The organism is Citrobacter sp. CK185 (assembly GCF_030333565.1).
GTDB lineage: Bacteria > Pseudomonadota > Gammaproteobacteria > Enterobacterales > Enterobacteriaceae > Citrobacter_B > Citrobacter_B koseri.
In genome coordinates this window covers 150114-163353 of the sequence record NZ_JAOWFR010000015.1, presented here as the reverse complement: position 1 = coordinate 163353, position 13240 = coordinate 150114, and the positions used below count along the sequence as shown (strand labels likewise).

Annotated in this window: 11 protein-coding genes; 8 read left to right on the top strand and 3 right to left on the bottom strand. The window is 55.9% G+C overall.

Translation table 11 applies throughout. The features are described 5' to 3' along the window. Positions 1 to 12 precede the first annotated feature (12 nt). Positions 13 to 891, top strand: coding sequence for an Hsp33 family molecular chaperone HslO (gene hslO / locus OGV79_RS03000; protein ID WP_024131015.1), 879 nt, complete (start codon positions 13 to 15; stop codon positions 889 to 891). Positions 892 to 1308: 417 nt separating this feature from the next. Beyond that, the gene (pckA, locus tag OGV79_RS02995) at positions 1309 to 2928 is read left to right on the top strand and encodes a phosphoenolpyruvate carboxykinase (ATP) (protein ID WP_286467227.1); all 1620 of its coding nucleotides are present in this window, start codon (positions 1309 to 1311) and stop codon (positions 2926 to 2928) included. 288 nt (positions 2929 to 3216) lie between these two features. Here pckA and envZ read toward each other — a convergent pair whose 3' ends face one another. Together envZ and ompR are read right to left on the bottom strand one after the other, a co-directional pair. Then, on the bottom strand, positions 3217 to 4569 hold the full coding sequence (gene envZ, locus OGV79_RS02990) for a two-component system sensor histidine kinase EnvZ (protein WP_012135512.1): 1353 nt from the start codon (positions 4567 to 4569) through the stop codon (positions 3217 to 3219). After that, the gene (ompR, locus tag OGV79_RS02985; RefSeq protein WP_001157751.1) at positions 4566 to 5285 is read right to left on the bottom strand and encodes an osmolarity response regulator transcription factor OmpR; all 720 of its coding nucleotides are present in this window, start codon (positions 5283 to 5285) and stop codon (positions 4566 to 4568) included. The genes envZ and ompR overlap by 4 nt, the downstream gene beginning before the upstream one ends. Before the next feature lie 226 nt (positions 5286 to 5511). On the opposite strand from ompR, the gene greB reads away from it, so the two are divergent. The 5 genes from greB (at position 5512) to feoC (ending at position 11654) form a co-directional block, all read left to right on the top strand. Next, the gene (gene greB / locus OGV79_RS02980; RefSeq protein WP_012135514.1) at positions 5512 to 5985 is read left to right on the top strand and encodes a transcription elongation factor GreB; all 474 of its coding nucleotides are present in this window, start codon (positions 5512 to 5514) and stop codon (positions 5983 to 5985) included. Positions 5986 to 6082: 97 nt separating this feature from the next. Beyond that, entirely contained in the window at positions 6083 to 8416 is a 2334-nt protein-coding gene (locus OGV79_RS02975; protein WP_110493717.1) for a Tex family protein, read from the top strand. Positions 8417 to 8841: 425 nt separating this feature from the next. Continuing rightward, the gene (gene feoA, locus OGV79_RS02970; protein WP_012135516.1) at positions 8842 to 9069 is read left to right on the top strand and encodes a ferrous iron transporter A; all 228 of its coding nucleotides are present in this window, start codon (positions 8842 to 8844) and stop codon (positions 9067 to 9069) included. 18 nt (positions 9070 to 9087) lie between these two features. Continuing rightward, on the top strand, positions 9088 to 11406 hold the full coding sequence (gene feoB / locus OGV79_RS02965; RefSeq protein ID WP_115625995.1) for a Fe(2+) transporter permease subunit FeoB: 2319 nt from the start codon (positions 9088 to 9090) through the stop codon (positions 11404 to 11406). 11 nt (positions 11407 to 11417) lie between these two features. After that, complete coding sequence (gene feoC, locus OGV79_RS02960) at positions 11418 to 11654, top strand: [Fe-S]-dependent transcriptional repressor FeoC (RefSeq protein ID WP_012135518.1); 237 nt, start codon at positions 11418 to 11420, stop codon at positions 11652 to 11654. An 83-nt stretch (positions 11655 to 11737) separates the two neighbouring features. Here feoC and bioH read toward each other — a convergent pair whose 3' ends face one another. Further along, positions 11738 to 12508, bottom strand: coding sequence for a pimeloyl-ACP methyl ester esterase BioH (gene bioH / locus OGV79_RS02955; RefSeq protein ID WP_286467208.1), 771 nt, complete (start codon positions 12506 to 12508; stop codon positions 11738 to 11740). A gap of 37 nt (positions 12509 to 12545) precedes the next feature. Here bioH and gntX point away from each other — a divergent pair, with 37 nt between their 5' ends. Further along, entirely contained in the window at positions 12546 to 13229 is a 684-nt protein-coding gene (gene gntX, locus OGV79_RS02950; RefSeq protein ID WP_024131016.1) for a DNA utilization protein GntX, read from the top strand. The last annotated feature ends 11 nt before the right edge of the window (positions 13230 to 13240 follow it).

The window sequence follows — 13240 nt, the reverse complement described above, 5'->3', positions numbered from 1 at the left end:
AGAGAGATGATTATGCCGCAACATGACCAATTACATCGTTATCTGTTTGAAAACTTTGCCGTGCGCGGCGAACTGGTGACCGTATCGGAAACCCTGCAACAGATCCTCGAAAACCACGCCTATCCGCAGCCGGTCAAAACCGTGCTGGCCGAGCTGCTGGTCGCCACCAGCCTGCTGACCGCCACGCTGAAATTTGCCGGTGACATTACCGTGCAGCTACAGGGCGACGGCCCACTGAGCCTGGCGGTGATCAACGGCAATAACAACCAGCAGATGCGCGGCGTCGCTCGCGTACAGGGCGAAGTGCCGGAAAACGCGGATCTGAAAACGCTGGTGGGCAACGGCTATCTGGTGATCACCATTACGCCGGAAGAAGGCGAGCGTTATCAGGGCGTGGTCGGTCTGGAAGGCGACACGCTGGCAGCGTGTCTGGAAGATTACTTCCTGCGTTCCGAACAGCTGCCGACACGCCTGTTCATCCGCACTGGCGAGGTGGAAGGCAAACCGGCGGCGGGCGGAATGCTGCTACAGGTAATGCCCGCGCAGAACGCGCAGGCGGACGACTTCGATCACCTGGCGACGCTGACCGGAACCATCAAAACCGAAGAGTTGCTGACTCTTCCGGCTAACGATGTGTTGTGGCGTTTGTACCATGAAGAAGAGGTCACGCTCTACGACCCGCAGGACGTTGAGTTCAAGTGTACCTGTTCTCGTGAACGCTGTGCGGGCGCGCTGAAAACGCTACCGGATGAAGAAGTGGACAGCATCCTGGCGGAAGAAGGCGAGATCGATATGCACTGCGATTACTGCGGCAGCCACTATCTGTTCAACGCGATGGACATTGCGGAAATCCGCAACAACGCCTCCCCTGCCGACCCGCAGGTGCATTAATCACCAGTAAAAGGCCTGATGGCGAATCGCTCATCAGGCTTACTCATTTACAGGTCAGATAAGACGCATCCGCGTCGTCATCCGGCCTGCTCCGCAAAATTCCGCACTTTTTGTTCATTTTTTCCTTCGTGGTGAATCGATATTTTATATGTAAGAGTTTCGTAAATTTCTTACATGAATGCGATTACACTCACAACATTCCCGCAGAATACACTCATTTTTAACGTTTTAAGAACATTTTCCACAACAAAAAAGGGTTCTCTGCCATAATAAGCGCCGCTTCGTGACAGGAGTCACAGCGTTTTCGGTCAATCGTGATTTTGTCCAGATACGTAAATCTATGAGCCTCGTCGCGGTTAACAAACCCTAAAAAACCCTACAATTTCAGGTAATACATATTGGCTAAGGAGTAGTGACATGCGCGTTAACAGCTTAACCCCGCAAGATCTCAAGGCTTATGGTATCAATGACGTTCAGGATATCGTTTACAACCCCAGCTACGACCTGCTGTACCAGGAGGAACTTGATCCTACTCTGGAAGGTTACGAGCGCGGCGTATTAACGAATCTGGGCGCCGTTGCCGTTGATACTGGTATCTTTACCGGACGTTCGCCGAAGGATAAATACATTGTCCGTGACGACACCACGCGTGACACGCTCTGGTGGTCCGACAAAGGCAAAGGCAAGAACGACAACAAACCGCTGTCCCAGGAAACCTGGCAGCACCTGAAAGGGCTGGTAACTCAGCAACTCTCCGGCAAACGCCTGTTCATCGTTGACGCCTTCTGCGGCGCTAACGCGGACACCCGTCTCTCCGTTCGCTTCATCACGGAAGTCGCCTGGCAGGCGCATTTTGTCAAAAACATGTTCATCCGTCCTACGGACGAAGAACTGGTGGATTTCAAACCAGACTTTATCGTGATGAACGGCGCGAAATGCACCAACCCGCAGTGGAAGGAACAGGGGCTGAACTCTGAAAACTTCGTGGCCTTCAACCTGACTGAACGCATTCAGTTAATTGGCGGCACCTGGTACGGCGGCGAAATGAAAAAAGGGATGTTCTCCGTCATGAACTACCTGCTGCCGCTGAAAGGCATTGCTTCCATGCACTGCTCCGCCAACGTGGGTGAGAAAGGCGACGTCGCGGTCTTCTTCGGGCTTTCCGGCACCGGGAAAACCACCCTCTCCACCGACCCGAAACGCCGTCTGATCGGCGATGACGAACACGGCTGGGATGACGATGGCGTGTTTAACTTTGAAGGCGGCTGCTACGCGAAAACCATCAAGCTGTCTAAAGAAGCCGAACCGGAAATCTACAACGCTATCCGTCGCGATGCGCTGCTGGAAAACGTCACCGTTCACGAAGATGGCTCCATCGATTTCGACGATGGTTCCAAAACCGAGAACACCCGCGTCTCCTACCCGATTTATCACATCGATAACATCGTTAAGCCGGTATCAAAAGCGGGCCATGCAACCAAAGTCATCTTCCTGACTGCCGACGCTTTCGGCGTGCTGCCGCCGGTTTCTCGCCTGACGGCTGACCAGACGCAGTACCACTTCCTGTCTGGCTTTACCGCTAAACTGGCCGGTACTGAGCGCGGCGTTACCGAACCGACGCCAACCTTCTCTGCCTGCTTCGGCGCGGCGTTCCTGTCGCTGCACCCAACGCAGTACGCTGAAGTGCTGGTCAAACGCATGCAGGCATCCGGCGCGCAGGCGTATCTGGTAAACACCGGCTGGAACGGCACGGGCAAACGTATCTCCATCAAAGATACGCGCGCGATTATCGACGCCATCCTGAACGGCTCTCTGGATAATGCGGAAACCTTTAATCTGCCGATGTTTGACCTGGCGATCCCGACCGAGCTGCCGGGCGTAGAGACACGTATTCTTGACCCGCGTAACACCTACGCGTCACCGGAACAGTGGCAGGAAAAAGCCACCGCGCTGGCGAAACTGTTTGTCGAGAATTTCGAGAAATACACCGATACCCCAGCCGGTGAAGCGCTGGTCAGCGCCGGGCCGAAGCTGTAAAAAAACACGCCGGATGGCGGCTACGCCTTATCCGGCCTACGGAGCACACGCTGTTGTAGGCCCGGTAAGCGTAGCGCCACCGGGCGCAATGCCGGATGGCGGCTGCGCCTTATCCGGCCTACGGAGCATACGCTGTTGTAGGCCCGGTAAGCGTAGCGCCACCGGGCGCAATGCCGGATGGCGGCTGCGCCTTATCTGGCCTACGGAGCATACGTTGTTGTAGGCCCGGTAAGCGTAGTGCCACCGGGCGCTGAGAAACAAAAAGGGAGGCATTTCGCCTCCCTTTTCTTATGCGTCTTTCGTTGAACCCGGCACGCGAGCGACCGGAATCGGCAGCCAGGCGCGAATAGAAAGCCCACCGCGCTCGCTGGAGCCAATCTCCAGCATACCGTTATGGTTATCCACAATACGCTGCACAATCGCCAGACCCAACCCGGTGCCGCTGGTGCTGCGCGCGCTGTCGCCACGCACAAACGGCTGGAACAGGTGCTTACGCTGTTCCGGCTTAATGCCTGGCCCATCGTCCTCAACCTGGAACCAGGCGCGATGCGGTTCCGTACCGCTGCTGACCTTGATCCAGCCATTGCCATAACGGGCGGCGTTGACCACCATATTGGCGATCGCGCGTTTAATCGACAACGGATGCATTTTCACCTGAATACTGCCCGGTTGCAGCGCGGTATCAATTTCCCGCTCGTAGCCGCTTTCCGCCGCAATAACCTCACCCAACACGGCATTCAGATCGGCCATCTCCATCGGCATTTCCTGACCAGTACGCAGGTAATCGATGAATTGTTCGATAATGGCGTTGCACTCTTCGATGTCCTTATTAATGGACTCCGCGAGATAGCCGTCCTCTTCACCCATCATTTCGGTAGCCAGGCGGATACGCGTCAACGGTGTGCGCAAATCGTGGCTCACCCCCGCCATCAGCAAGGTACGGTCATCAGCCAGTTGCTTTACACCCGCCGCCATATGGTTGAAGGCGCGGGTCACAGAGCGCACCTCCGACGCGCCATACTCGCGCAGCGGCGGTGGAATCATGCCTTTCCCCACCTGCAACGCGGCATGTTCAAGATCAACCAGCGGTCGGTTCTGGATACGAATAAACAACCATGCGCCGCCTATCGCCAGCAGCATAATCGCCAGCGTATAGCGGAACAGCGGGGAGAAATCGCCCTGATGGATTTCCGTCAGCGGCACGCGCACCCAGATATTGGGCGACAGCCAGGTTTTCAGCCAGACCACCGGCGAGCTTTTGTTGACCTCAACGCGCACTTCCGTCGGGCCGCCCAGCTGCTGCGCCATCTGATGGCTTAAGAATTCATAGTGTTGCGCCCAACGCAGCCCGGCCTCTTCGGCAGCCTCGTTGGAATAGAGAGAAATCCCCAGCTCACGATAGATTTCCCGGCGGAACGCAGGCGGCACCACCAGTTGCGTGCCGTCCTCCAGTTGCAGCTTATCGGTCATCAGCATACGAACTTCGTAGGCCAGAACCTTATTAAACTGCTGGAGGCTCGGCAGAATCGCAAAGTTCAGCACCACCAGATAAGTCGTCACCAGGCTGACGAACAGCAAGGTGACGATGAGCAGTAGCGTGCGGGCAAATGAACTTCGCGGTGAGAAGCGCATTCGCCTCATGCTTTAGAACCGTCCGGTACAAAGACGTAGCCCAGGCCCCAGACGGTCTGAATGTAACGCGGATGCGCCGGATCTTCTTCCACCATGCGGCGTAGACGGGAGATCTGCACGTCGATGGAGCGTTCCATCGCAGAGTATTCACGACCGCGCGCCAGGTTCATCAGCTTATCGCGGGAGAGCGGTTCGCGCGGGTGGCTGACCAGCGCTTTCAGTACCGCAAATTCACCGCTGGTGAGCGGCATCGGTTCGTCTTCGCGGAACATTTCGCGGGTGCCGAGGTTCAGCTTGAACTTACCGAAGGCGATTACCGCTTCTTCCTGCGAAGGCGCGCCCGGCAGTTCGTTCGCCTGACGGCGCAGCACAGCGCGAATACGCGCCAGCAGTTCACGCGGGTTGAATGGCTTCGGAATGTAGTCGTCAGCACCGATCTCCAGACCCACAATGCGGTCCACTTCTTCGCCCTTCGCCGTCACCATGATGATCGGCATAGGGTTGCTCTGGCTGCGCAGACGGCGGCAAATTGACAGGCCATCTTCGCCAGGCAGCATGAGGTCCAGTACCATAAGGTGGAAGGACTCACGGGTCAGCAGACGATCCATTTGCTCGGCGTTTGCCACGCTTCGAACCTGGAAGCCCTGCTCGGTCAGATAACGTTCCAGTAGCGCGCGCAGGCGCATATCGTCATCCACCACCAGAATCTTATAATTCTCTTGCATTGTTTTACTCCCAAAGGTTCGCAACAATTGAATGTGTGTATTCTTAAAAAAGCTTACGTTCGTCACCAGCGAATTCTGGTATAAATTCCAGGCTAAATTGTTACAAAGCATATTTAACAGCAGCTTAAGTATACAATTAATCTTGCGACACATTATTTATTCTGCTGCGGCGATCACGTAATACGTATTGTGCGCATCGCCAAATAGTCAAAGGTAAATCAACGAGATGAAAACGCCCCTGATTACCCGGGAAGGGTACGAAAAACTCAAACACGAGCTGAATTATCTCTGGCGGGAAGAGCGCCCGGAAGTCACCAAAAAAGTGACCTGGGCTGCGAGTCTTGGGGACCGCAGCGAAAATGCCGACTATCAGTATAATAAAAAGCGCCTGCGTGAGATCGACCGTCGTGTTCGTTATCTGACCAAATGCATGGAAAACCTGAAAATCGTCGATTATTCCCCGCAGCAGGAAGGCAAAGTGTTCTTCGGCGCGTGGGTGGAGATCGAAAACGATGAGGGCGATATCCGCCGCTTTCGCATCGTCGGCTACGATGAAATTTTCGGTCGTAAGGATTACATCTCCATCGACTCGCCTATGGCGCGGGCGTTGCTGAAAAAAGAAGTGGGCGATCTCGCGGTAGTACACACGCCCGCCGGAGAGGCCAGCTGGTACGTTAATGAGATCGAGTACGTAAAATAGCGCCGGAACAATCCGAAGCCCCCGCTGATGACTGGCAATTTTGCCAGTCAATCCGTATAACTATCCCCTGATTTTTTACTCAGATGAAACTAAATCCATGATGAATGATTCTTTCTGCCGCATTATCGCAGGTGAAATTCAGGCACGCGCCGAACAGGTAGACGCTGCCGTTCGCCTGCTTGACGAAGGGAACACCGTGCCGTTTATCGCACGTTATCGTAAGGAGATCACCGGCGGGCTGGATGACACGCAGTTGCGTAATCTGGAGACCCGTCTGGGATATCTACGTGAACTGGAAGACAGACGTCAGGCCATTCTCAAGTCCATTTCCGAGCAAGGCAAGCTGACCGATGAGCTGGCTAACGCCATCAACGGCACGTTAAGTAAGACCGAACTCGAAGACCTCTACCTGCCCTACAAACCCAAGCGTCGCACGCGCGGGCAAATCGCCATCGAAGCCGGACTTGAACCGCTGGCTGACCTGCTGTGGACAGATCCCTCCCACACCCCGGAAACGGAAGCGGCAAAATACATCGACGCTGACAACGGCGTGGCGGACGCCAAAGCGGCCCTTGATGGCGCGCGCTATATTCTGATGGAGCGTTTTGCCGAAGACGCGGCGCTGCTGGCGAAAGTGCGCGATTATCTGTGGAAGAACGCCCATCTGGTCGCGACCGTCGTAAGCGGCAAAGAGGAGGAAGGGGCGAAATTCCGTGACTATTTCGATCATCACGAACCGATCGCCACCGTTCCTTCACACCGTGCGCTGGCGATGTTCCGTGGCCGCAACGAAGGCGTGCTGCAACTGTCGCTGAATGCCGACCCGCAATTCGATGAGCCGCCCAAAGAGAGCCACTGCGAGCAGATCATCCAGGATCACCTCGGCCTGCGTCTGAACAACGCCCCGGCGGATAGCTGGCGCAAAGGCGTGGTGAGCTGGACATGGCGCATCAAAGTCCTGATGCATCTCGAAACCGAACTGATGGGCACCGTGCGTGAACGCGCGGAAGATGAAGCCATTAACGTCTTTGCCCGCAATCTCCACGATCTGCTGATGGCGGCGCCTGCTGGCCTGCGCGCGACTATGGGTCTCGATCCGGGTCTGCGTACCGGCGTGAAGGTCGCCGTAGTGGACGGCACCGGTAAACTGGTCGCCACCGACACTATTTATCCACATACCGGTCAGGCGGCTAAAGCTGCGGTGGCGGTTGCCGCGCTGTGCGAAAAACACAACGTTGAGCTGGTGGCGATTGGTAACGGCACGGCATCGCGCGAAACCGAGCGCTTCTTCCTCGACGTGCAGAAACAGTTCCCGAAAGTGACGGCGCAGAAAGTGATCGTCAGCGAAGCCGGAGCATCGGTGTATTCCGCTTCCGAGCTGGCGGCGCTGGAGTTCCCGGATCTGGACGTTTCGCTGCGCGGCGCAGTCTCTATCGCCCGTCGTTTGCAAGACCCGCTGGCGGAGCTGGTGAAAATCGATCCGAAATCCATCGGCGTCGGCCAGTATCAGCACGACGTCAGCCAGACCCAGCTTGCCCGTAAGCTGGATGCCGTTGTGGAAGACTGCGTAAACGCCGTCGGCGTCGATCTCAATACCGCGTCCGTACCGTTGCTGACTCGCGTGGCAGGCTTAACGCGCATGATGGCGCAGAATATCGTCGCCTGGCGTGATGAAAACGGTCAGTTCCAGAACCGCCAGCAGTTGCTGAAAGTGAGCCGTCTGGGGCCGAAAGCCTTTGAACAGTGCGCGGGCTTCCTGCGCATCAACCACGGCGATAACCCGCTGGATGCCTCCACCGTTCACCCGGAAGCCTACCCGGTGGTCGAGCGTATTCTTGCCGCCACCCAACAGGCGCTGAAAGCGCTGATGGGCAACAGCAGCGAGCTACGCAATTTGAAAGCGGTGGATTTCACCGACGACAAATTCGGCGTGCCAACCGTTACCGACATCATCAAAGAGCTGGAAAAACCGGGCCGCGACCCGCGTCCAGAGTTCAAAACCGCGCAGTTTGCTGATGGCGTAGAAACCATGAACGATCTGCAACCGGGCATGATTCTGGAAGGCGCCGTAACCAACGTCACCAACTTTGGCGCGTTTGTGGATATCGGCGTACATCAGGACGGTCTGGTGCACATCTCTTCCCTGTCGAATAAGTTCGTCGAAGATCCACACACCGTGGTGAAAGCGGGCGACATCGTGAAGGTGAAAGTGCTGGAGGTTGACCTGCAACGTAAGCGCATCGCGCTGACCATGCGTCTGGACGAGCAGCCGGGTGAAACCAACGCCCGTCGCGGCGGCGGCGGCAACGATCGCGCCCAGGGCAACCGCCCGGCGGCAAAAGCGGCGAAGCCGCGTGGTCGTGACGCGCAGCCTGCGGGCAACAGCGCCATGATGGACGCGCTGGCGGCCGCAATGGGTAAAAAACGCTAATCAAGCCTTATGCTTGTAGGCCGGATGAGGTATCTATACCGCCATCCGGCCGTTATATTTGAAATTAACAATTAAATCTTACGAATTAAATTGCTTAATTCATTACCCGCCTGTTGCCAGTACTGGTAATTATCAATTCATTAACAGATGAAACCTTAATTAAACATTAGCAACGCTGAATAATGTTTAAATCAACACGTTCTTTTTAAGACGAATAAATGTTGAGCCATGTCAAAACTGACTCAATTTATTATCCATTTCTACATTCCGTCACATTTTAATCATTGATGATAAAAACCATTCTCATTATCATTGTCTTGTTGATTATTTAATCTTTCTTTCGTTGGCTAATCATCTGGTCTTATGCCGCCTTCTGAGCGCGCATGAGGTATACGTCCAGTTAGCGAGAAACAAGTAGGCCCCCTATGCAATTCATTCCAGACACGGCGTGGAAAATTACCGGCTTTTCCCATGAAATCAGCCCGGCATATCGTCAGAAACTGCTTTCACTCGGCATGTTGCCAGGTTCTTCATTTAACGTAGTGCGCGTCGCCCCATTAGGCGATCCTATTCATATCGAAACTCGCCGCGTGAGCCTGGTATTACGTAAGAAAGATCTGGCGTTATTAGAAGTGGAAGCGGTTTCCTGTTAATTCGGTGAGTCTATAAAAATGAAAAAATTAACCATTGGTTTAATTGGTAATCCAAATTCCGGCAAGACAACATTATTTAACCAGCTCACCGGCGCGCGTCAGCGTGTGGGGAACTGGGCGGGTGTTACCGTTGAACGCAAAGAAGGTCAGTTCGCAACAACCGACCATCAGGTCACGCTGGTCGATTTACCCGGCACCTATTCACTGACCACCATTTCGTCACAAACCTCCCTCGACGAACAAATCGCCTGCCATTACATTCTGAGCGGCGACGCAGACCTGCTGATCAACGTGGTGGATGCCTCTAACCTTGAGCGCAACCTCTACCTGACGCTGCAACTGCTTGAGCTGGGCATTCCCTGCATTGTGGCGCTCAACATGCTCGACATCGCGGAGAAACAGCAGGTTCGCATTGATATCGACGCGCTGTCCGCACGCCTTGGTTGCCCGGTTGTGCCGTTGGTTTCCACGCGTGGCCGTGGGATTGAAGCCCTGAAACTGGCTATCGATCGCTATAAAGAAAACGAAAACGTTGAGCTGGTACATTATGCTCAGCCGTTGCTGCGCGAGGCCGAATCGCTGGCCGACGTCATGGCGGCGGATATGCCGGCGCAACAGCGCCGCTGGCTAGGCTTGCAGATGCTGGAAGGCGATATCTACAGCCGCGTTTACGCCGGTAATGCCGCGCAAAACCTTGAGGCGTCGCTCACTCGCCTGAGCAAAGAGATGGATGACCCGGCGCTACACATCGCTGATGCGCGTTATCAGTGCATCGCCGCGATTTGCGACGTGGTCAGCAACACCCTGACGGCGGAACCCAGCCGTTTCACCGCAGCGGTAGATAAGGTCATCCTGAACCGTTTCCTCGGGTTGCCGATTTTCCTGTTCGTCATGTACCTGATGTTCCTGCTCGCCATTAACATTGGCGGCGCGCTGCAACCCCTGTTCGACGTGGGTTCCGTGGCGCTCTTTATTCACGGCATCCAGTGGATCGGCTACACGCTGCACTTCCCGGACTGGCTTACCATTTTCCTCGCGCAGGGGCTGGGCGGCGGTATCAATACCGTTCTGCCGCTGGTGCCGCAGATCGGCATGATGTACCTGTTCCTCTCTTTCCTGGAGGACTCCGGCTACATGGCGCGTGCGGCGTTCGTTATGGACCGTCTGATGCAGGCGCTGGGGTTGCCGGGTAAATCGTTCGTGCCGCTGATTGTCGGCTTTGGCTGTAACGTCCCGTCCGTGATGGGCGCCCGTACCCTGGACGCGCCGCGTGAACGTCTGATGACCATTATGATGGCGCCGTTTATGTCCTGCGGCGCACGTCTGGCGATTTTCGCCGTGTTTGCCGCCGCGTTCTTTGGGCAAAACGGCGCGCTGGCGGTTTTCTCGCTGTATGTGCTGGGTATCGTGATGGCGGTACTGACCGGCCTGATGCTTAAACACACGATTATGCGCGGCGAAGCCTCTCCGTTCGTGATGGAACTGCCGGTCTACCATGTGCCGCACATCAAAAGCCTGGTGATCCAGACCTGGCAACGCCTGAAAGGCTTTGTGCTGCGTGCCGGTAAGGTCATCATCATCGTCAGTATTTTCCTCAGCGCGTTTAACAGCTTCTCCCTGAGCGGAAAAATCGTCGATAACATCAACGACTCTGCGCTCGCGTCCATCAGCCGCGTGATTACGCCTGTCTTTAAACCGATTGGCGTTCATGAAGATAACTGGCAGGCGACCGTTGGCCTGTTCACCGGCGCAATGGCGAAAGAGGTGGTGGTAGGGACGCTGAACACCCTCTATACCGCTGAAAATATTCAGGAAGAAGAGTTTAATCCGGCTGACTTCCATCTCGGCGACGAGCTGCTGGGCGCGGTCGATGAAACCTGGCAAAGCCTGAAAGACACCTTCAGCCTTAGCGTACTGGCTAACCCAATCGAAGCCAGCAAAGGCGACGGTGAAATGGCGACCGGGGCGATGGGCGTGATGGACGCGAAGTTTGGCAGCGCCGCTGCCGCATACAGCTATCTGATTTTCGTTCTGCTGTATGTACCGTGCATCTCGGTGATGGGGGCTATCGCGCGTGAATCCAGCCGAGGCTGGATGAGCTTCTCGATTCTGTGGGGGCTGAATATCGCCTACTCGCTGTCTACCCTGTTCTATCAGGTTGCAAGCTTTAGCCAGCATCCGACCTATAGCCTGGTCTGCATTCTGGCGGTCATCCTGTTTAACATCGTGGTGCTGGGGCTGTTACGACGCGCCCGCAGCCGGGTGGATATCGAACTGCTGGCGACGCGTAAAACGGCCAGCGCCTGCTGCGCAAGCCCTGCCGGCAACTGTCACTAAGGTTGAGAACAATGGCGTCACTTATTCAGGTTCGTGATTTACTGGCTTTGCAGGGGCGTATGGAGGCAATGCAGATTAGCCGCACGCTGCATACGCCGCAGCCGATGATCGACGCGATGCTGAATCAGCTGGAGAATATGGGCAGGGCCGTGCGGATTCAGGAAGATCCCGACGGCTGTCTGTCCGGTAGCTGCAAAAGCTGCCCGGAAGGAAAAGCCTGTCTCCGGGAGTGGTGGACGTTGCGTTAACGTTCTGCCAGATGGCGAACGGTAGCTAACCTGTAGGCCGGATAAGGCGTTTACGCCGCTATCCGGCACTGCATAGACAATAATTATATCTTCTGCTTTAACGCCATCAACGCCTGACAAAATTCGCCGGGATGCGAAATAAACGGCGCATGGGCGGCCTTTGCAAACACCTGAGATTCACTCTCCGGCCATGCGGCATCCAGCATCGGCACGACTTTGCGCGGCACCAGACCATCCAGATAACCATACAGACGCAGGAACGGCATGGTCAGCGATTTAAGCGGCTCTCGCAGGTCGGCCGTTTTCAATATCTCCAGCCCACCGTTCAGTACCGCAACCTCCGGCATCGGCAACGCCAGCACGGCACTTTTCAGCGTGCGGGCATCCTGACGCGCGGTTTCGGTGCCTAACGTTTGCAGCGCCAGAAAACGTTCCACCGTACGCTGGAAATCTTCGCTGAGCTGCTGTTGAAATCCCGCCAGGATATCCAGCTTAATACCCGGCCACGCTTCGCGAGCGCTGAAACAGGGCGATGACGCGACGGTCACCAGCGCCTGAACGCGTTCAGGATGGGTTAACGCCACCTGGCTCGCCACCAGTCCTCCCAGACTCCAGCCAAGCCAGACGGCTTTATCAGGCGCCTGTTTCAGCACATGCTCCGCCATCTGCTCCAGCGACATCGCGCCAAAACCCTGGCTGCGGCCAAATCCGGGTAAATCGACAAGATGCAGCGTGAAATGCGCGCAGAGTTCCTCACGAATGCAATTCCACACTTCCGCATTCAGTCCCCATCCGTGCAGCAGCACAAGATGGCAATTTCCCTGACCTTCAGTCTGCCACCAGATGTCATTCATCAGTTACTGTTCTCTTTTGGCTAACAAGGATGAACATATGCTAACAGTACCGGGATTATGCTGGCTATGCCGAATGCCGCTGGCGTTGAGTCACTGGGGGATTTGTTCGGTTTGCACGAGAGCGGCGCGTCGCCGCGTCAGCCTGTGCCCACAGTGTGGATTACCCGCTGCGCACGCCGCCATTCCCTGCGGGCGTTGTCTGCAAAAACCCCCGCCGTGGCAGCGTCTGGTGACGGTCAGCGACTACGTACCGCCGCTGAGTTTACTTATCCACCAGCTAAAATTCTCTCGCCGCAGCGACGTCGCCGCCGCCCTTTCACGCCTGCTGTTGCTGGAAGTCTTACACGCACACCGCGCATCGACGCTTCCGCTACCGGATCGCTTAGTCAGCGTGCCGCTCTGGCAGCGCCGTCACTGGCGCAGGGGATTTAACCAAAGCGATCTGCTGTGTCGCCCCCTGGCGCGCTGGCTGGGCTGCGGCTGGGACAGCCGAAGCGTCACGCGCCTTCGTGCCACCGCCACTCAGCACCATCTCAGCGCCCGATTGCGCAAACATAACCTGAAAAATGCGTTTCGCCTTGAATTGCCGGTACAGGGACTCCATATGGTCATTGTGGATGATGTCGTCACTACCGGAAGTACCGTCGCGGAGATCGCGCAGCTGCTTTTGCGCAACGGCGCGGCGACTGTCCAGGTATGGTGCCTGTGTCGAACCTTGTAGAGCCTCGATGA

Excerpts from the sequence above, each read along its gene's own strand:
- greB (WP_012135514.1), top strand. The coding sequence starts at position 5,512 with ATGAAAACGCCCCTGATTACCCGGGAAGGGTACGAAAAACTCAAACAC.
- feoB (WP_115625995.1), top strand. The coding sequence starts at position 9,088 with ATGAAAAAATTAACCATTGGTTTAATTGGTAATCCAAATTCCGGCAAG.
- hslO (WP_024131015.1), top strand. The coding sequence starts at position 13 with ATGCCGCAACATGACCAATTACATCGTTATCTGTTTGAAAACTTTGCC.
- OGV79_RS02975 (WP_110493717.1), top strand. The coding sequence starts at position 6,083 with ATGATGAATGATTCTTTCTGCCGCATTATCGCAGGTGAAATTCAGGCA.
- feoA (WP_012135516.1), top strand. The coding sequence starts at position 8,842 with ATGCAATTCATTCCAGACACGGCGTGGAAAATTACCGGCTTTTCCCAT.
- ompR (WP_001157751.1), bottom strand. The coding sequence starts at position 5,285 with ATGCAAGAGAATTATAAGATTCTGGTGGTGGATGACGATATGCGCCTG.
- gntX (WP_024131016.1), top strand. The coding sequence starts at position 12,546 with ATGCTAACAGTACCGGGATTATGCTGGCTATGCCGAATGCCGCTGGCG.
- envZ (WP_012135512.1), bottom strand. The coding sequence starts at position 4,569 with ATGAGGCGAATGCGCTTCTCACCGCGAAGTTCATTTGCCCGCACGCTA.
- bioH (WP_286467208.1), bottom strand. The coding sequence starts at position 12,508 with ATGAATGACATCTGGTGGCAGACTGAAGGTCAGGGAAATTGCCATCTT.
- pckA (WP_286467227.1), top strand. The coding sequence starts at position 1,309 with ATGCGCGTTAACAGCTTAACCCCGCAAGATCTCAAGGCTTATGGTATC.
- feoC (WP_012135518.1), top strand. The coding sequence starts at position 11,418 with ATGGCGTCACTTATTCAGGTTCGTGATTTACTGGCTTTGCAGGGGCGT.